Genomic DNA, 19435 nt, shown 5'->3' with positions numbered 1-19435 from the left:
TCGAGAAATTGAACTGAACATTTGAGCATGATGCCCAAGGCTTCTATAAAAAAGCCCCTGCATGGCAGGGGCAAAAGACCACAACAATGACGCTGTGTGGAGTGTTCTAGAATTTCACTCGCAAGCCAGTCGCAACCAGAATAATGTCCTCATACTCCGGCGCATAACAGGTGTTGCCGGAAGTGGTGCACCATTCGGCCCGCTCGTGGCTGTGAATCTTTGCGCCGGCGTAGGCGTCAAACAGATCGGTTGGGCTGAATACGTAGCCGACACCAATAACAGACCCCTTCTCGTCGTTTTTGTTCCGATCCCGGGTTTCGCCGTAATGGATGTCGAATGCGTGCGTCCGGTTCGGGCGGTACCCCAGCTTTACATAGCGAAATTGGCCAAGCTCTGAGTCGGTGGCGTCAAAGGTGTCAGTCGCTTCTTCCGGGGTAAGCTTCTCTGCGCGGTTCACGGCAGCCAGCGAGAGGTTCAGGCCGGTATCACTGTGGAAGTAAGATACGGAGCCGCCGTAGGTGTTTACGTCTGGTTCGTCGCTGCTGAGATTGTCGATGTTCTGGGTTGAGCGGGAATACCCTGCGCCAATCAGCATTCGGCCGCCCGGAACCCGCAAGCCGGATTTAACGCCCATCTGAAGAATGGAATCCTGGCCGTCGTCGCCGTCATGGCCGGCACTCACGGAGATGGTTACCGGGCCGATGCGAGGGCTGTCGTAACGGATACGGTTGTGGCGGCCCTCAAAGTTGTAATCTCGAATACTCCCGGAAATGCTCACCTCGTTGCCGAACGGGTTGGCTTCGTCAAAGGGGTTGGTTTCAGGGGGCGTCCTGTTCGGCCTGGAGCGAAACGATGCCGGGAATGGTTTCAGAGCAAACCGGAGTTCGCCGCCAATCAGGCTGGGGTTGCGGAAACTGATCACGCCCGTGCCGGAATAATCCCGGCGCCCGGCATTGTAGGCGGCGCCTTCGCCAAGGCCTACTGTGAGCTTGCCGTAAGGAGTGTCGAGAAACGCATCGGTGATCCGCTCATCAATTTCCGGGCCGGTATTCTTCTGGGCGGGATCGACATCATTGGACGCGTTGGCGAATACGCCGACTTCGATCAGAGCCCCGGCGGTCCAGCCATCGATAATGCGCTGGGTACCGCCGATGTTGAACCTGGTCGGGCTGTTGCGGTTGTCCACATGATAGATCTCGGTATCAGAACCAAGCCCCAGTTCGTTCGCGTTGTAACCGTCCTTCGCGTACATGATTGCCCGGTTAACCTGGCCACCTACTTCCACTTCAAGGGCCGATGCCGGGGATGCTGCAATGCTGAAAATCCCAGCCGCCAGCAGCGTTTTTGAAAACCTCATATTGCCTCCGGTTTTTGTTTTGTACTGATTGCTCAGTGGCGTTTTCTGTGTTGACACCCTCTTTATCGGCTACAGTTGATACCTATGTAAATTGAAAACATTAGATAGATATATGCGTTTTCTGCATCTGATCCGGAGATCAACATGAATATCAAAAAGTTGAGGTGCTTCCGTGCGGTGGTAATTCATGGCTCATTGGTGGCGGCGGCGTCTGTGATGAATCTGAGCCAGCCAGCAACCAGTCGCCTGATCTCTACGCTTGAAGACGAACTGAAGCTCAAACTGTTCAAGCGGGAGAAGCGCCGTCTGGTGCTTACACCGGAGGGCAAGGAGTTCTATCGAGAGGCGGAAAAAATTCTGGCCAACCTCGATGATTTGCCGCGCATCGTGCGGGAAATCAAGGATGGTGGCACTCGCACCCTTCGTATTGTGGCACTGGCGCGGCTTGCGAATAGCCTGGTTTCTCCGGCGCTCGCCCGGTTCGTGGCAGAACATCCCGAACAGCGTTTTAGTGTAGACGTTCGAGGCCATCGTGATATCGAACAATGGGTGGCGGGCAGGCATTACGATATTGCAGTGGCACTGACCAAGCCCTGCAACCATCCGTCAGTGATCCAGCGGCCCTTCTTTGATACTGATGCCATGGTGATGGTGCCAAAGGGGCATCCACTGGAGCTGCTGGAGTCGGTAACGGCAGAGCAGATGGCGGAACACGACATTATCGCTTTGGCGCCGGGACTGCGTCCCCGCTTTCAGATGGAAGAGATCTTTCATTCCGCCGGTGTAGAACTCACCTGCAAAATCGAAACAACCTCCAGTGTGCTGGCCTGCCAGATGGTGGTGGAGGGTTTGGGGGTAACCATTATTGACCGACTGGCAGCATTGGCGGTGGACGAGAGCCGGTACAGTCTTTTGCCCCTGAACCCCTCCTACAGACTTCAGTTTGTTCTGCTTTTCCCGCCAGGCTTTGAGGAGACACCGGCGACCAAAAGCCTGGTTCGTTGCCTGAGTAACCAGGTTCGTGAGTCGCTGGGGGAGCACGCCGTGATGACAGGCGACACCGATTAAGGATGCATTAATTGCATAGAAATATGACTTATATTCAATTTTAAAATCAATTCGCCCTACCTAAACTGGCCTCATTCAATGATCGCCCGTCAATGAACCTTGCCAGGGTGGGCTGATCAGATTCTCCAAATAATGACAATCAGGAGGAGAGATGAGGACCCGGACCCCGGTGCCATTCAAAAATCGACTGATAAGCTTGGTCGTCGCTGGCCTGTTGCCGGTGTGCGCAAACGCAGGCAAGGATGACAACACTCTGGTGGTTGCGTTTGAAAAGCCACTCACCACCGTCGACCGATTGTATTCGATTCAGCGCGAAGGCCTGATCCTCTCCCGGCTGACCGACGACGGTCTGTTTTATGTGAACCCCGATTCCCTCGAGTTCGAACCACTGGCCGCTGAGTCTTATGAATGGGTCGACGAAACCACGCTGGATGTCACCGTTCGGGATGATGTGCGTTTCCACGATGGCAGCAAGCTGACCGCCGACGATGTGGTTTATACCTTTGAATGGGTACTCGATGACGAGTCCGACACCAGCCGTGGACCGGTGATTCAGTCGTGGCTTGAGAGTGTCGAGAAAACCGGGCCGAGAACGGTGCGCTTTAATCTCCATCTACCATATCCCATGGCGCTGCGGGACATGGCGATCAGCATTCCGGTCCGCAAGGAAGGTACTTATGAGGGCGCCGATGGCATGGATAACGCGGCCGAAGACCGGCCACTCAATGGTATCGGCCCATACAGGATCAAAGAGTTCAGCGCCGGCCGAGAAATTGTGATCGAGCGCTTCGAGGGTTACTACCACACTAGCCCGAAAGCCAATCCGGCCATTGAAACCATGGTATTCCGGGTGATTCCCGACCAGGGAACCCAGCAGGCGGAGCTGCTCAGCGGCGGCATAGACATGATGATGGGGGTGCCGCCGGATGTGGCCGATAACATCAGCCACCTTCCGGGCGTAGAGCGCAAGGAAGGCAACGATATCCGCATTGGCTACATTACCCTGGACGCTGCCGGCTATTCAGACCCGGACAGCCCGTTTACCAACCTCAAGGTGCGTCAGGCGATCAACCACGCTATCAACCGGGAGGAAATCACCCGATACCTGGTGCGCGGTAGTGCAGAGGTGGTTCCCTACGCCTGTCACCCGCGGCAGTTTGGCTGCAATGCGGACGGGCCTGTCTATCCCTACAACCCCGAAAAGGCGAAACAGCTTCTGAAAGAAGCCGGTTTCCCCAATGGTTTTTCCTTCAAGCTGTGGGCCTACCGCGAGAAGATCATTGCCGAGGCGGTCGTCAGCGACCTGAAGGCGATCGGTCTGGACGTTGATCTTCGGTTTGTGAAGCTCAATGTGTTCGCCAAAGTACGAAACGACAAAGACATGGAAGCCTTCTTCGCCTCATACGGCAGTGGCGGCACCGCCGATGCTTCCGCCTCCACCGGGGTGCATTTCGCAGCAGGTTCTGCCCGCAACTACACCGATGACGAAGAACTGGCCGAAACCGTATTGGCGGCCGAACGCACCATTGATCCCCTTGAGCGCAAACGCCTTTACAGGGAGGCCCTGAATCGCATTGCCGAGCAGGCCTACTGGGTTCCCATGTTTTCCTACAGCCAAAACTACCTGCTGTCGCCGGGGCTTGAGTTCCCGGTTCCCAAAGACGGCGTTCCGCGTTTCTGGCAAGCCAGCTGGAGCGACCAATAATGTTTAACTATATCCTTCGACGTGGGCTGATGGCCCTGCTGGTAGCACTTACCGTGTCTTTCGGCACCTTCGCTCTGTTCCATTTCGCAACGGACCCGGCCCAGACCATTGCCGGTGAAGATGCGCCCCAGGAGATGGTTGACGACATTCGCGAGCAGTACGGCTTCGATCGGCCGGTGTCTGTCCAGTACGGGGATTGGCTAGGCAGTGCCCTTCAGGGCGATTTTGGCCAGAGCTACTTCTGGAAACAGCCAGTGGTAGAGCTGATCAAGGAGCACGCCAAAGTCACCATCGTGCTGGCGCTCTCCGCATTGGGTGTCACCATCCTGATCGCACTGCCGTTGGGGATAAGTGCCGCGCTGAAACCCAACAGTTGGGTTGACCGGTTTGCACTATCGACGGCGGTATCCGCGCAGGCCATTCCGAACTTCTGGCTGGGCCTGATGCTGATCATCCTGTTTTCGGTGACCTTTCCGATCTTCCCGGTGTCTGGCGACGCCACCTGGAAACACTACGTACTGCCCGCCCTGGTGCTTGGCGCCAGTTCGGTGCCGGCGGTGATGCGCCTGACCCGAACCGGGCTGTTGGACGTGCTCTCCTCTGATTACATTCGCACCGCTCGCGCCAAAGGCTTCGTCGGCTACCGGCTGATTCTTCAACAGGCCATGCGCAACGCGTTGCTGCCCATCGTCAGTGTGTTGGCAGTGCAACTTGGCCACAAGCTGGGCGGCTCGGTGGTAACCGAATCGGTATTCAGCATGAATGGCCTCGGCCGCCTTGCCGTGGAGTCCATTTTTAACTCGGACATTCCGACAGTGCAGTCTCTGATCCTGATCTTTGTACTGACTTTTGTACTGCTCACGCTGGCGGCTGATCTGATCAACGCCTGGCTTGACCCACGGATTCGGATGGGGTGAACCATGACTGTTAGAAACACTATGAGTCCGTCTGAATTGACCGCCGACGAATCTCGCATCGATTCGGAAGAGACCGGCCTGGGCCTGAGTCCGACCATGGCCGCCCTGAAGCGTGCCCGCAATCACTATGGCCTGAAAATTGGTTTCGGCATTCTGCTGGTGATGGCTGTGTTTGCCCTGTTTGCTCCGTGGCTGGCGCCCCATGATCCATACCTTCAGAACCTTCCGATGCGCATGTTGCCACCGGTCTGGGTTGAGGGTGGCAGCTGGGAATACCTGCTGGGTACTGATCATCTTGGCCGGGATTACCTCAGCCGAATCATCTACGGCGCGCGCATTTCCATGACCATCGGCATTGGTGCTGCCACCATTGGCATGATCATCGGTGTCACCCTTGGTCTCATCGCCGGGTACTTCGGCGGCTGGCTGGACCAGGCAGTGAACTTCCTCGTGACTTGCCAACTAGCGGTACCCAGCCTGCTGTTGATCATGGCTCTGGTGTTCGTGATTGGCCAGTCAATAACGGTGGTGATCTTTGTGATTGGCGCGACGCACTGGGTGTTCTATCTGGTGGTCACCCGGTCGGCAACTCTGCGACTGCGCGAGCTGGACTTTGTTGCTGCGGCTCAGGCCATGGGGTGCAGCAGGTTCCAGATTGCGGTCAAGGAAGTGCTGCCGAACCTGGTGAACCAGATCATGGTGATTTTCACCCTCGAGGTGGCGGTGGCCATCCTGAACGAAGCCACCTTGTCATTCCTCGGCCTGGGCATTCCATCGCCCATTCCGTCCTGGGGCCTGATGATCGCTGAAGGCAAACAGGCGATGTTCTTCCAGCCCTGGCTGGTGATCCTGCCCGGCATCTCACTGTTCATTCTCGTTATTGCCATCAACCTGCTGGGCGATGGCGTGCGGGACGTGACCGTTACCAATCGGAGGAATTGATATGAGCACTGCATCCATTCTGGATATCCAGGATCTGTCAGTCGATATTCCGACCGATTCCAGCACGCTGCATGCAGTGCGGGGCATCAGCCTGGAACTCAAACGGGGCGAAACCCTCGGTATTGTGGGCGAGTCTGGCTCCGGCAAGTCCATGACAGCCCTGGCACTGATGAACCTTCTGCCACCGGCTGCCCGCCGACAGGCGTCCTGCATCGACTTTGATGGCAGTGACCTGACTCACGCCACCGAGCGGGAGCTGGCCAGCAAGATCCGGGGCCAGCGCATCGGCATGATTTTCCAGGAGCCGATGACCAGCCTGAATCCGGTGTATTCGATCGGCCGGCAGCTCAAGGAAACCATGACGCTGCATAGGAAGGTATCCGACGCAGAGGCCGAAAAGCGGGCAATCTACCTGCTGGAGAAGGTAGGCCTGCCAGACCCTGCCAGCCGGCTTAAGCAGTACCCCCATGAATTGTCCGGTGGTCAGCGTCAGCGGGTGATGATCGCCATGGCCCTGATGAACGAGCCGGAACTGTTGATTGCCGATGAGCCCACGACGGCTCTGGACGTGACCATCCAGGCCCAGATCCTGCATCTGCTTCGAGACCTTCAGCGGGAATTCGGCATGTCCATGATTCTGATCACCCACGACCTGGGTGTGGTGTCGCGGGCTGCTGACAACATAGCGGTTATGTATGCCGGTGATATTGTCGAAACCGGCAAGACCGCCGAGGTACTGGAAAACCCATGCCATCCCTATACCAAAGGGTTACTGGAGTGTGTGCCTGGCTACCAGGGGCACAGCCAGCAAAGGCTCGGGGCTATTCCGGGTATTGTTCCTGCCATGACCGGCGAGATCTCGGGCTGTGCCTTTGCTTCCCGGTGCCCGAGGGCGGCAGATGTTTGCAGGACAACGAATCCGCCAACAAAGAAGCTCCATCAAGGCAGGTACTTTGTGTGCCATGAGCCTGAAATTGAGCAAGGAGAAGGAACTGCGGAGCAGCCAGTCGGCAGTGAAAGAACCGGAAAAACCGATTGTCGCGGGGCCGAAGACATTCTGACGGTGGACCACGTCAGCTGTACCTTTTCAGTGCGCCGGGGCCTCTTCGGCAAGCGCAAACCGCTGCAGGCACTGGATGACGTCAGCCTGACCCTGAAAAAGGGCGAGGTCCTGGCACTGGTGGGCGAGTCAGGCTGTGGCAAAACCACGCTGACCCGAACCATCATGGGTCTGCAGGCTCCCTCAACCGGGTTCGTCACGCTCAATGGCCAGCGGATTGGAAACCTGCCGCCCATGGAACGGGCCCGCATGATCCAGCCGATTTTCCAGGATCCATATTCTTCTCTGAATCCCCGGAAAACCATCGGCGAGATTATCGCCAAGCCCTTGGTTGTTCACGGCATTGGCTCGACACAAGAACAACACCAGCAGGTCCGGAAGATGATGGAACTGGTCGGCCTGCCCTCAAGGGTATTTAACAGCTACCCCGATCAGCTTTCCGGTGGTCAGCGCCAGCGTGCGGCCATCGGACGTGCGCTAATCCTGAATCCGGAAGTAGTGATTTGCGATGAGCCTACCTCGGCTCTGGATGTTTCGGTACAGGCCCAGATCCTGAACCTGCTGCTGGACCTGCGGGACGAGCTGGATCTGACCTATCTGTTCGTAACCCACAACCTTTCTGTGGTTCAGCACATGGCGGATCGGGTAGCGGTGATGTACCTGGGCGAAATCGTCGAATGCGGCGAGCGTGACCAGGTAATGTCCAGCCCGAAGCACCCCTATACCCATGCGCTGATGGATTCCGCGCTGAGTATTTCTCCGGGCGAGAGCGTGCCTGATCCAGGCTTGTCCGGCGATTTTCCGAATCCGATGAATCGTCCCAACGGGTGCCCGTTTCACCCACGCTGCCCCATTGCCGGGCAGCAATGCCGTGAACAGGCTCCGGGGCCGGAGCTCATCGACAACACGCTGGTTCAGTGCTGGAAAGCAAAAACCGCCGGCAGCCAGTTGAAACCCTGAACCAAACAACAAAACAGAGGACCTGTGCCATGAAACTCATCGCCATATTTCTAGTAGGGCTTATGTCAGTCCTCTCCGGTTGTGCCTCGGTGCAACCCGGTAGTGCGGCATACAGCGAAGAATCCGAATCTGAGCTCTTTCAGCCGGAAACCTTTGAGAGCTACGGCTCTTTTGTGGTCTCTGCTGGCACTGATGCCAAGCCGGTGGACATGCGGCTTTGGTATTCCCGACCCGATCAGATCACACCCGACACACGGGTCATCATGGTGATGCACGGCGGTCGTCGCGACGCCGACAAATACCGTGATTACTGGGGCGCTTACGCAAAACAGTACGGCGTACTGATCGTTGCTCCGGAGATTTCAGACGAAGACTTTCCTACGGGCTGGGGGTATCAGACCGGTAACTGGGTAACGCCGGATTCCGATTCTACAGACGAAACCAAGGGTGAGCGGGTGCCCGTGGAGCAGACCTCCTTTGCTGCCTTTGAACGGGCATTCGATGAACTGAAAAACCACTTCAATCTGGATGCTGAGACCTACGATATCTGGGGCCATGGCAGTGGCGCACAGTTTGTTACCCGCATGATCATGCTGTATCCCCAGGCCCGCATAGGCACGGGCATCGCCGCTAACTCAGGCACATACACTTTCCCGGACTGGACCTTGCCACTGCGTTACGGGTTGAAGAACACCGGTGTTGAGCCTGAGGACCTGAAAGCGTCCTACAAGCATCACCTGGTGATCATGCTGGGCACCGATGATGACGATACCTCTCATCGTCTGCTGAGCCAGCTTGAGATTGCCAGGGCCCAGGGCGCGCATCGCCTCGAGAAGGGTAAAAACTTTTACCGGGTGAACAGGGAACAGGCCGAAAAGCTGAACACGGAATACAACTGGGAGCTGCAAACCGTCTACGGCATTGGCCACAGCGGTCGCAAAATGTCGGAAGCCGGGGCCGAGTACTTGTTGGAGGGTAAGGCTGAGGAGCCATTGTTCACTGACGATATGCAGCTGAACGAGTCCTATCGCTCGGACGGTGATTCCGGAGAAGAAAACGAATTGCTGAAAGGCTCAGACGACGGTGAAGAATCTCCGTTCTGAAGACACCCAACTATGAGCGAAGGGACCACTATGGAAAAGCAAATGCCCCGATCGATTGTACGCCTCGCGCATGGTCGGCTTAGCTATCTGGAAAACGGCAGCGGTACGCCGGTGCTCTTCCTTCACGGCCTTAATGGTAACGGATCGAGCTGGGTTGACCAGCTGTCGGGCCTGGCAGCATCAATGAAGATGTGGGCCTGGGACGCACCGGGCTATGGGCAGTCCGATGTTGCTGGTGATTCGGTTACAGAGCTTGCAAAAGTCGCCATCGAGTTTCTTGAGACCTGTGCCACCAGACCGGTCAATCTGGTCGGGCATTCCATGGGGGGGCTGGTGGCCATGAAAGTAGCCATCATGAAACCCGAGCTCGTGAGGCGACTGGTTCTCTCATGTACGCACCCCGGCCACGGTTTGACAGACGGTGCCAATGAGCGCTACCAGCGCAGGTTGCGTGAACTGGAAGAGCTGCCCAGGGAGGAATACGGCAGGCGACGCGCCAAGGGCATGTTGCCGGATGAAACCAGCGAGGCACTGTTCCAGCGGGTTGCAGCCATTGCGGCCGAATCCCGGCCGGATGGTGTTGTGAATGCGGCCTGGGCCATCCAGACCGCCAACCTGATACCAGAGCTGGCAAGAATCAAGGCAAAGACTCTGGTCATCACCTGCGACAAGGATTCGGTGGCACCGCTGAAAAAGGCCGAGCCGCTACTGGAGCATATTCCGGATGTCCAACACCTGGAATTGAGTGGCTTGGGCCATGCGCCTTACCTTGAAGACGCGAAGCGTTTTAACGCTGTCGTCTCGGACTTCCTGCTGGGGTCGTGACAACCTGTCATTCAGGCAAAGTCGTAGTCACCGCCTTTCTCCAACGCCTTCTGATAAGCCGGTCTGGCGTGAACCCGTTTCACCCAACCGGTGATGTGAGGGCGGTTTCTGCCGACGATACCTCTGGCTACCGAGGCCTCGAGAGGGAAGCTCATCTGGATATCCGCAGCGCTCAGTTTGTCACCCAGGAACCAGGTATTTTTCGCCAGGTGGCCTTCCACAAAATCCAGATGGGTCTTGATCATCGGGCCGATGAAGATTTCATTGGTTTTGTCTGAAATGCCTTTGGCGACCGGTTTTATAAAGAACGGCATCGGGCTGGTTTTGACCTTTTCAAACACCAGACGCATAACCAGTGGCGGCATCAGTGAGCCCTCGGCATAGTGCAGCCAGTAGGTGTAGTCGAGCCAGGCCTGGCCGCCGCTCTCGGGCAGCATCGTGTCTTTGCCGTAGGTGTGGGCCAGGTATTCAATAATGGCGCCGGATTCGGCCACCACCAGATCTCCATCGGTAATCACCGGAGATTTGCCCAGAGGATGTACCTTTTTGAGGCTTTCCGGCGCCAGCATGGTTTTGGGATCACGCTGGTAATGCTTGATCTCATAGGGCACACCCAGCTCTTCCAGCATCCAGAGAACGCGTTGTGAGCGGGAATTGTTGAGGTGGTGGACTGTAATCATGCGCAAGCTCCATTCGCATTGAAAAATGATCGGGTGTGAAGAGTAGGCTTCGAAGAGCGTTTTGGTTCACCGGTGATGGTGATTGAGTGGCTAATGCCGATTGCGCACCGCAAAGCCGTGGCGTTTGAGTTCCTTGAGAATCTCCGGCACCTTGAAGGGCATTAATGTCCGGGTTGTTTTCAGAAGACTGATGGCGAGGTGCATCCGCTTGTACCAGAGCACCTGTCGAATCTTTTTCTTCATGGGGTGATAGCCTTCGAGGTACAACTCCTCAACACGGTCTGCGTTGTTGGTGAGGCTGTAGCTGCTCAGATCCAGCGGCACGGCTATGTCGGCGTTCCTGAGTTGCTTGCGGGTGTTGAAATCGATGCCAATATTGATGGCGTTGGTGATGACATCGAAGGTGTTGTCCGGTTTCGGGTATCGGCTGACATGGCTCAGATCCACCGCCACAGTTATTCCCGCCCCCATTTTCGCCAATGGTGAAATAGGCACATTCTCAACCAGCCCGCCGTCCACCAGTGTTCGCCCATCGATCTCTACCGGTACAAACAGGCCGGGCACTGCCATGGACGCGCAAACAACATCCGCCAGGTTGCCTTCCCGGAAGATCAGCTGTTCGCCGGTTTCGATATCCGTTGCGCAGATGGCCAGGGGAATCTCGGCGTCTTCGATCCTGACATCCCCCAGGTCATGGTGGATCATCTCCCGAATGGCATTGGTGCTGAAAAGGCCACCACGCTCGAAGGTAAAGTTGATGATTTTCGAGAGGTTCAGGGTCGAGCATATGGAAAGGATGGACTCCGCCGGGCGGCCGAAGGCGTAATAACTCGCGATGAGGGCGCCTGCGCTGGTGCCGGAAATACAGTGAATTCTGATTTGCTCTTCCTCGAAAGCCTTCAGAACGCCGATGTGGGCAATGCCTTTTGCCGCGCCGCCCCCCAGGGCCAGGCCGATCCGGGTGTTGAAGGGGTTGAGTCTCATGGTCGTGGGCCTGTTGCCGTGTTCGAGGAGGTAAAGTCTACCAGAGTAAGCGGCGTGTTTGATTCAGCCTGATTCGAATGAAGTTGTATGTGTGTTTACCGAGGGGCCTTGGCCTGAGTTCCGGAGACACGTTGGAAATTTTAATTCTTAGAGTTCAAAATATTGGCGTAGCACTTAAGGAGGCAAATTTTCCAACCGACTGCCGCATTTTGCAGTCATAGGAGTCCTCACATTGGGTGACGTCATTAAAGATGATTATCAGACCGATTATGTAGCAGGTCAGGATAATATCGAGAAGTTTGGATTTGATATCCACAACATCGTGTTTCCTCTAACCGCATTCCTGATCGTTGCCTTTGTTGTCGGAACACTCATTTTTCCTTCGGGTGCAAAGGAATTGCTCGATAGCGCCAAGAATGGTGCGATCGCTGTCTTCGACTGGGGCTTTCTTCTCAGCGCAAACCTGTTTGTTCTCTTCTGCCTGGCACTGATCTTCATGCCGGTGGGTAAGATTCGGATTGGCGGGATTGACGCCAAACCTGAGTTCTCTCTGCTGTCCTGGTTTGCCATGCTGTTTGCGGCAGGCATGGGGACCGGGTTGATGTTCTGGTCGGTTGCCGAACCGGTTGCCTATTACACTGACTGGTATGGAACGCCGCTTGGCGTTGAGCCTAACACCGCAGAAGGTGCGCGCCTGGCCATGGGGGCAACCATGTACCACTGGGGCCTGCATCCCTGGGCGATTTATGCGATTGTCGGGCTCTCATTGTCTTTCTTTGCCTTTAACAAGGGCCTGCCGTTAACCATCCGCTCTGCCTTTTTCCCGATACTCGGGGACAAGGTCTGGGGTTGGCCGGGGAACGTGATCGATACCGTTTCTGTTCTGGCAACGATCTTTGGTCTTGCGACCTCGCTCGGCTTTGGTGCCCAACAGGCGGCATCGGGTATTTCCTACCTGTTCGATATTGAGGGAGGCCTGAATATTCAGGTGGGCGTCATTGCCGGCGTTACGGCCGTTGCCACCTTTTCTGTGATTCGAGGCATTCACGGCGGTGTCCGGATTTTGAGTAACGCCAATATGGTGATGGCAGGGTTGCTGCTCTTGTTTGTCATCTTTGCCGGCCCCACGCTTGCTGTATTCCAGTGGCTGTGGGATACGTCTGTGTCTTACGCCTCCAACATGGTTGCACTCAGCAATCCGTTTGGCCGCGAAGAAGATACCACCTGGTTCCACGGCTGGACTGTATTCTATTGGGCCTGGTGGATCTCCTGGTCACCGTTCGTGGGTATGTTTATCGCTCGTGTGTCCCATGGCCGCACGGTACGTGAATTTGTCACCGCCGTGCTGATCATTCCGACCATCATCACGCTGTTCTGGATGAGCGCTTTCGGTGGCGGCGCGCTCCATCAGGTTCAGAACGACATTGGGGTGCTGGCGTCCGAGGGGCTGACCGATGTATCGCTGGCCATGTTCCAGGCACTAGAGAATATTTCTCTTTCGGGGATTACCTCTTTTATCGGGATTACGCTGGTGCTGACCTTCTTTGTGACCTCTTCAGATTCAGGTTCGCTCGTGATTGATAGCATCACGTCAGGTGGCAAGACCGACGCCCCGAAAGCTCAGCGTATTTTCTGGGCAGTTATTGAAGGTTCGATTGCCGGTGTGCTGTTGTTTGTGGGCGGAAAGGAAGCGCTGAGCGCCTTGCAGGCCGGCGCCCTGAGTGTTGGGCTACCCTTTACCCTGGTGCTGTTGGTGATGATGTATAGCCTGTTCAAGGGCCTTCATCACGAACGCCGCTTGCTGATCGCGGAAGGTAAGATGTAAATGGCAGGCTGCCCCCTGCAAACCCTCCTACGACGTCAAAGGTCCCTCACCGAATGGGCCTTTGTATTTTCCGGATTCTGTCCCCATGTAAACTGAAAAGGCCCCAACAAACAGGAGACCGGAAATGACAGCACCAACTCTGAAAGAACAACTGAACAGTGCGGTAAAGGAGGCAATGAGGAACAAGGATAAAACCCGGCTTGTTACCCTGCGCATGGCCCAGTCTGCGGTGAAGCAGATCGAGATTGACGAACGCCGCGAGCTCAACGACGAGGATGTTCTTAAGGTGCTGGACAAGATGCTCAAACAGCGCCGCGACGCCGCGAGCCAGTATGATGACGCCGGCCGTGAAGAGTTGGGCGACAAAGAGCGTGCTGAAATGGTGATCATTGAGGAGTTCATGCCCGCGGCCCTGAACGAGGATGACCTGGATGGGTTGATCCGAATGGCCATCAGTTCAACCGACGCCCAGGGGATGCAGGATATGGGCAAAGTGATGAACGAGCTCAAGCCTCAAGTGCTTGGTCGGGTTGAAATGGGCCATCTGAGCAAGAAGGTGAGGTCCGCTCTGGCGGGTTGATTCTGATTCGCCCCCCGTCTGGCCGAGACTGGCGGGGGTTGCAAACTGACTACTATTTGGTTAATTTAAATCGTGCACAAGGTAATCGCGAGCAATTTAAATGTCAGAGCATGAATCTTCAGATCAATCGATTCCCGGCGCAGATCTGCTGACACTGGATCGGCAGATGTGTTTTGCCCTCTATTCCGCGTCTTTAGCCATGACCAAACTGTACAAGCCGCTACTGACCGAGCTTGGGCTGACCTATCCGCAGTACCTGGTAATGCTGGTGTTGTGGGAGAAGGATGGTATTCGGGTGTCGACCCTCAAGGAGCGTTTATTTCTGGATTACGGCACTCTGACGCCCCTCGTCAAACGGCTTGAGAAACACGGGTTACTGGTTCGCCAGCGTTCACCGGAGGATGAGCGGCAGGTGATCGTTCGCCTCACGGAGAAAGGCCGGAGTCTCCAGCAAGCAGCAGTCGGGGTACCGCAGCGGGTAGCCAGTGCATCTGGTTGTTCACTGGCCGAACTGGAGGGTTTGAAGACCGAGCTCTGTGCATTGAGAAACCGCTTGCACAGTCATCTGGATACTCATCTTGCAGAGAGTGCCTGAACAGGCATTCCTGTTTAAATCCAAAGCAGAGAGGAAAGCGTTATGTCTATCGAACAAGTGTTGTATAGAGCCCATGCAGAAGCAACCGGTGGTCGTGACGGCCGGGCCATTTCTTCAGACGGTATTCTCGATGTCGAGCTGGCAACGCCGAAAGAAATGGGCGGTGCCGGAGGCAAGGGAACCAACCCGGAGCAGCTGTTTGCCGCAGGTTACTCTGCCTGCTTCATCGGCGCGATGAAGTTTGTAGCCGGTCGTGACAAGCTTAAGATGCCGGAAGATGCTTCCATCGAAGGTGTTGTTGGCATTGGCCAGATTCCCAATGGGTTTGGCATCGAGGTGGAACTGCGCATCAGCCTGCCCGGTATGGATGATGCCGAGGCCAAGAAGCTGATCGATGAAGCTCACAAGGTTTGCCCTTACTCCAACGCAACCCGTGGCAACATTGATGTAACACTGAACCGGGTGGACTGATACCCGGTTGGTAGAGTCAGGCTCTGCTTCTGGATCTACCAATCGAGCCTGAGGCTGGCCAGCAGCGCCTCACCCAGGCTCAGATCCACCGTGCCCGTGTTCAGGTCCTCATACCGGACACGGGTATCCACACTGGCGCCTACGCCAACAACCACTGCCGGCCAGGCTCCGCCTCCGTCGTGAATCCGGTACGTCAGTTCTGTTCTCCACTCTTCTAAATAGAGCGCGCTTTCAATTTCCCTGGCCTTATCCAGCGTGGCCCATCGATCTCCGTTTCGCTCTACCCGAAACTCCCAAAGCTGCACGGGGCTTTGCCATTGGATCAAAACCGGCAGATCGAACAACCAGTGCCCACGTTCGTTGCTCTGTTGCCAGCGTACCCTGGGAAGCCATTGGAAAGATCCGAAGCGATGGTCACCGCCGATGCCGAAGCTGAGGTCGCTGGTCTCATCCAGGGCCCGAAACAGAGCCATACGGCCGTTTACCATATCACTGTGGAAGTCTTGGTACTTGAACATGTTGGAGGTGCCGGCAATGCCGGCCTGTGCTTCCAGGCGGTAAAGCTGATGCTGCCATTCACCACCGAAGGTTAACCGATGCAGGTGCCCGTTGTGGGCCGGGTCGCCGGTGCGGATGCGTAGTGGCTGGTAATCGTAATCGATACCGAAAGTGCCGGCAGAGCCCTGTTTTTGCCAGCCGAGCCCGCGCTGCGAACGGGTCACCTCGTTGGCAGATGGCTGATTCTCCGGCCAATCGTAGGGCTGCCATTGCCGATAGAGCAGGTAAACGTTGTTTGAGGCCTGCACCACGCATGGCAGCGCGAGAGAGACGAAAAGAAGCGGGGCCAGAAGGATAAACCGGGATGTGGCCAAACGCCTGATTCGATAACAGCGCCCTGATTTCACCATGCGTTGCCTCTTGCCAAGCCTGTGAATTGCGCGATCTATGCCCTACTATTTTAGCGTCAGATTCTTCAGTCGCTGCGATTTTCAGGAGCCTATGTCCGACAAAGAGTTACGCACCCGATCCGACAAACAGGCGATCGATCAGTTTATCAACGAGGTTCGCACGCTGCCTAAACAGGGCGGCGGGCGGGGGCGGCTGATTTTCGCGCTGGACGCGACCGCAAGCCGGGAAGCAACCTGGGACCAGGCCTGCCACCTGCAGAGCGAGCTGTTTATGGCAACTCGCGATCTGGGCGGGCTGGCCATTCAGCTCTGTTATTACCGAGGCTTTGGCGAGTTCAAGGCCACGGGGTTTGTGACCGAGACCGGCCAACTGCTGAACCTGATGAACGGTGTTTGCTGCCTGGGCGGCCGTACCCAGATCAGCCGGGTATTGGCCCATGCGGTGAAGGAGACCCGCTCAAAGCCCGTCAAGGCGGTGGTGTTTATCGGAGACTGCTGCGAGGAACCGGTGGATGAGCTTTGCCATACCGCCGGTGAACTGGGCATGTTGCGCACGCCGGTGTTTATGTTCCACGAGGGCAACGATGCCCATGCCAGAGCGGTCTTCCAGCAGGTGAGCAAGTTGTCTGGAGGCGCATACGCGCCATTCGATCGTAACAGTCCTCAGGTTCTGAAGGATCTTATGGCGGCGGTTGCGGTCTATGCTTCCGGGGGAGCGAAGGCGTTGCAGGACTTTTCCAGCCGTAGCTCTCCTGAAGTGAAGCGCCTGACCAAGCAGATCCGGTAGCGCTGCTAGACATCCACTGAGGGGCCTGTAAGCCCGGAGTAACTGAGTGCCATTAACGCTTGTTGCCATCGTTGTTGCGGTTGTTGCCTGGATCTGGTTGCGTAACCAGCCGGCCAGCCAGCGCAATGCCGCCATTCTCAAGCTTGCTTTGTTGGCGGGTATCGGCGTAGTGGTGTTGCTGGCTGCGACCGGGCGTCTGCATTTCCTGTTCGCAGGGCTGGCATTTCTTTATCCACTGTTGCGTCGCTTGCTGCCCTCCCTGTTGCGCGGAGGGCTTGGTGGTATGGCGGGTGGTACCAAGGCCAAATCTGGCAACCAGTCCTATGTGTCCAGCGATATTCTGGAAATGACTCTGGACCACGACTCAGGAACCATGAGCGGCAAAATCATCAAAGGCCCGATGGAAGGGAGAGAGCTGGCAGACTTGAGCGAAACCGAGTTCCTTGAACTACTACGCTATTGCCGCGGCCAGGATGAGGATTCCGCCCGCCTCCTTGAAACCTACCTGGATCGCCGGTTCGGAGACTCCTGGCGAGCAGACGATGCTGCTGCCTCTGAAAACGATCAGTCGGGCGATAATGGCAATACTAGCGGCCCGCTTAACGAGAGCGAAGCGCTAGACATTCTGGGGCTCGAGCCGGGGGCAAGTCGAGAAGAAATCATCAAAGCCCATCGGCGGATGATGCAGAAGCTGCACCCGGACCATGGTGGCAGCAATTATCTGGCGGCACGTATCAATGAGGCTAAAGAGTGCCTGTTGGGCTGACTTTCTCGGATGATGTGGCCTTCTGCTTATCAGACGCCGATTTCTTTTGTGGCGGTTGCCGCCGCTTCCGGGCTGCCGGGGTTGGCGGTGCCGGCTCGTTGCGCAGGTAGGCTCCCGGTGCGGGCTCTATCAGGGGCAGATTGCCCTCTCCGGGAGTGCGTGCACTCACTTGGCCGCCACTGAACTGTTCAGCCCAGGCTACCCAGTCTGGCCACCAGGAACCTTCGAACTGCTCGGCACCTTTCAGCCATTCCTCCGGGTTGGATGGGTTGTCTTCGTTCAGGCGATAACCGTACTTCTTCTTCTCGGGCGGATTGATGATGCCAGCGATGTGTCCTGAGCCGCCAAGCACAAAACGCAGTGGGCCGCCCAGGTTACTTGCGCCTTTGTAGCAGGAGACCCAGGGTGCGATGTGGTCCTCAATGGCGGATGCAAAGTAGCTTGGGACCTTCACCTTTCTCAAATCGATCGGCGTGCCGGCCAGGGTAATGCCACCGGGTTCACGCAGCCGGTTGTTCAGATACATATTGCGCAGGTAAAAACTGTGCATGGCCGCTGGCATGCGAGTGGCGTCCGAGTTCCAGTAAAGCAGGTCAAAGGGGGCCGTGTCGCGGCCGAGAAGGTAATTATTGACGAAAAACGACCATATCAGGCTGTTGGCCCGCAGCATGTTAAAGGCCGTTGCCATGGAGGCGCCTTCAAGATAGCCCTGCTTGTTCATGGCCTTCTCGATTTTGGCGATCGAGTCCTCGTCGATGAAGACAGCCAGATCTCCGACGTCCGAGAAATCCATCATGCTGTTTAGAAACGTCGCGCTTTTTACGCGATCATCCCCGCGAGCAGCCAGCCAGGCCAGAGTGCAACCCAGCAGGGTGCCGCCGATGCAGTAGCCGACAGTATTGATTTCTCGCTCACCCGTCGCTTGCTCAATGGCTTCCATGGCGGCAACCGGACCTTCGAGCATGTAATCCTCAAAGGTCTTGTGTGCCAGCTCTGGACCGGGATTCACCCAGGAAACCACAAACACGGTGTGCCCCTGTTCCACCCAATAACGAATGAAGGATTTTTTCTCGCCAAGATCGAGGATGTAGTACTTGTTGATCCAGGGCGGTATCACCAGCAAAGGCCGGCGATGGACGGTCTCGGTGGTCGGCCGGTATTGGATGAGTTGCATCAGATCGTTCTGGAACACCACGTCGCCAGGTGTGTTGGCAAGGTTGTCCCCCACCTCGAAGGCGTCCGGGTCGGACATGCGGAAAGGCATGGGGCCCTTGCCTTCGTCCAGATCGCGAAGCAGATTTGCCAGGCCTCGCAGCAGGTTCATTCCCCGTGTCTTGACGGTTGTGCGTAATACTTCCGGATTGCTCAGAATGAAGTTGCTCGGGGCGAGGGCATCGGTCATCTGGCTGGTGAAAAAACGGACTTTCTGTCTATCGTGTTCGTCCATATCCCGGACATCGTCAATAGTGTCCATAACCCAGCGAGTTGACAGTAAGTAGGCCTGCTTGACGGCGTTGAAGGCTATGACGTCGTTCCAGGCCTGATCCCGGAAGCGGCCGTCGCCGGGCTCCGGCTCGGCTACAGTCAATGGTTTCTTGCCTATACCGCTGGCCAGCAGGCCAGACCAGAACAGACTGGTGTCCTTTAGCAGTCGCATCTGCGCAAAGAGAAGCGTGTCAGGCTGGGTTGCAAGTTTGCCGGTCAGGGTGACAAAGGGTTTTGTCATGCTCCCGACGCTGGCCGGATTCGGCGGGCCACCGCGCAAACGGCGCATTATGGAGCGCTTGAGCAGGTGGCCACCATGGACACCCACTCGTGCCAGAGAGCGGCTTACCACATTGGGTTCGAAGTCAGGCGTTGATTGCTTTTTTATTGGTTTATCAGCCATTTTTTCGCCTTCTG

18 protein-coding genes are annotated in these 19435 nt (G+C 56.4%); 13 read left to right on the top strand and 5 right to left on the bottom strand.

Annotation, left to right across the window (positions count from 1 at the left end; all coding sequences use genetic code 11):
- Positions 1–106: 106 nt before the first annotated feature.
- Complete coding sequence (locus tag ACO06L_RS08630) at positions 107–1357, bottom strand: porin (protein ID WP_202348290.1); 1251 nt, start codon at positions 1355–1357, stop codon at positions 107–109.
- 144 nt (positions 1358–1501) lie between these two features.
- Between ACO06L_RS08630 and ACO06L_RS08625 the strand changes: the two genes are divergently transcribed.
- From ACO06L_RS08625 to ACO06L_RS08595, 7 genes are all read left to right on the top strand, one after another.
- Positions 1502–2425, top strand: a complete 924-nt coding sequence (locus ACO06L_RS08625) for a LysR family transcriptional regulator (protein WP_064227767.1) — start codon at positions 1502–1504, stop codon at positions 2423–2425.
- A gap of 151 nt (positions 2426–2576) precedes the next feature.
- On the top strand, positions 2577–4130 hold the full coding sequence (locus ACO06L_RS08620; RefSeq protein ID WP_064227768.1) for an ABC transporter substrate-binding protein: 1554 nt from the start codon (positions 2577–2579) through the stop codon (positions 4128–4130).
- On the top strand, positions 4130–5047 hold the full coding sequence (locus ACO06L_RS08615) for an ABC transporter permease (RefSeq protein WP_064227769.1): 918 nt from the start codon (positions 4130–4132) through the stop codon (positions 5045–5047). The genes ACO06L_RS08620 and ACO06L_RS08615 overlap by 1 nt, the downstream gene beginning before the upstream one ends.
- A 21-nt stretch (positions 5048–5068) precedes the next feature.
- Positions 5069–5989: an ABC transporter permease gene (locus tag ACO06L_RS08610; protein ID WP_064227770.1), complete on the top strand. Its 921-nt coding sequence runs from the start codon at positions 5069–5071 to the stop codon at positions 5987–5989.
- Position 5990: 1 nt separating this feature from the next.
- Positions 5991–8009, top strand: a complete 2019-nt coding sequence (locus ACO06L_RS08605; RefSeq protein ID WP_064227771.1) for an ABC transporter ATP-binding protein — start codon at positions 5991–5993, stop codon at positions 8007–8009.
- A gap of 29 nt (positions 8010–8038) precedes the next feature.
- Positions 8039–9112 (top strand): hypothetical protein, encoded by a 1074-nt coding sequence (locus ACO06L_RS08600; protein WP_064227772.1) that lies wholly within the window; start codon positions 8039–8041, stop codon positions 9110–9112.
- A 42-nt stretch (positions 9113–9154) separates the two neighbouring features.
- Complete coding sequence (locus tag ACO06L_RS08595) at positions 9155–9937, top strand: alpha/beta fold hydrolase (protein WP_227716100.1); 783 nt, start codon at positions 9155–9157, stop codon at positions 9935–9937.
- 11 nt (positions 9938–9948) lie between these two features.
- Here the strand turns inward: ACO06L_RS08595 and ACO06L_RS08590 are convergent, their stop codons facing one another.
- The gene (locus tag ACO06L_RS08590; RefSeq protein WP_064227774.1) at positions 9949–10617 is read right to left on the bottom strand and encodes a glutathione S-transferase family protein; all 669 of its coding nucleotides are present in this window, start codon (positions 10615–10617) and stop codon (positions 9949–9951) included.
- 90 nt (positions 10618–10707) lie between these two features.
- Positions 10708–11601: a patatin-like phospholipase family protein gene (locus tag ACO06L_RS08585; protein WP_202348292.1), complete on the bottom strand. Its 894-nt coding sequence runs from the start codon at positions 11599–11601 to the stop codon at positions 10708–10710.
- 232 nt (positions 11602–11833) lie between these two features.
- Between ACO06L_RS08585 and ACO06L_RS08580 the strand changes: the two genes are divergently transcribed.
- The 4 genes from ACO06L_RS08580 (at position 11834) to ACO06L_RS08565 (ending at position 15072) form a co-directional block, all read left to right on the top strand.
- Positions 11834–13426 (top strand): BCCT family transporter, encoded by a 1593-nt coding sequence (locus ACO06L_RS08580; protein ID WP_202348293.1) that lies wholly within the window; start codon positions 11834–11836, stop codon positions 13424–13426.
- Between the two features lie 124 nt (positions 13427–13550).
- Positions 13551–14006 carry a GatB/YqeY domain-containing protein gene (locus ACO06L_RS08575; protein ID WP_202348294.1) on the top strand — a complete coding sequence of 152 codons (456 nt, stop codon included), beginning with the start codon at positions 13551–13553 and terminating at the stop codon, positions 14004–14006.
- A 100-nt stretch (positions 14007–14106) separates the two neighbouring features.
- Entirely contained in the window at positions 14107–14601 is a 495-nt protein-coding gene (locus ACO06L_RS08570) for a MarR family winged helix-turn-helix transcriptional regulator (protein WP_064227778.1), read from the top strand.
- A gap of 42 nt (positions 14602–14643) precedes the next feature.
- Positions 14644–15072: an organic hydroperoxide resistance protein gene (locus tag ACO06L_RS08565; protein WP_064227779.1), complete on the top strand. Its 429-nt coding sequence runs from the start codon at positions 14644–14646 to the stop codon at positions 15070–15072.
- Positions 15073–15107: 35 nt separating this feature from the next.
- On the opposite strand, the gene ACO06L_RS08560 is transcribed toward ACO06L_RS08565, so the two are convergent.
- Positions 15108–15980, bottom strand: a complete 873-nt coding sequence (locus ACO06L_RS08560; RefSeq protein WP_202348295.1) for a hypothetical protein — start codon at positions 15978–15980, stop codon at positions 15108–15110.
- A 91-nt stretch (positions 15981–16071) separates the two neighbouring features.
- On the opposite strand from ACO06L_RS08560, the gene ACO06L_RS08555 reads away from it, so the two are divergent.
- Both ACO06L_RS08555 and ACO06L_RS08550 read left to right on the top strand, forming a co-directional pair.
- Positions 16072–16767 (top strand): VWA domain-containing protein, encoded by a 696-nt coding sequence (locus ACO06L_RS08555; RefSeq protein ID WP_202348296.1) that lies wholly within the window; start codon positions 16072–16074, stop codon positions 16765–16767.
- A 46-nt stretch (positions 16768–16813) separates the two neighbouring features.
- Positions 16814–17533: a DnaJ domain-containing protein gene (locus ACO06L_RS08550; RefSeq protein ID WP_202348297.1), complete on the top strand. Its 720-nt coding sequence runs from the start codon at positions 16814–16816 to the stop codon at positions 17531–17533.
- On the opposite strand, the gene ACO06L_RS08545 is transcribed toward ACO06L_RS08550, so the two are convergent.
- Positions 17511–19421 carry a PHA/PHB synthase family protein gene (locus tag ACO06L_RS08545; protein ID WP_202348298.1) on the bottom strand — a complete coding sequence of 637 codons (1911 nt, stop codon included), beginning with the start codon at positions 19419–19421 and terminating at the stop codon, positions 17511–17513. The genes ACO06L_RS08550 and ACO06L_RS08545 overlap by 23 nt on opposite strands.
- Positions 19422–19435: the final 14 nt, after the last annotated feature.

The organism is Marinobacter sp., from assembly GCF_965229985.1.
GTDB lineage: Bacteria > Pseudomonadota > Gammaproteobacteria > Pseudomonadales > Oleiphilaceae > Marinobacter.
The sequence above is the reverse complement of the archived record's forward strand: the minus strand, read 5'-3'. Positions and strand labels throughout refer to the sequence as shown.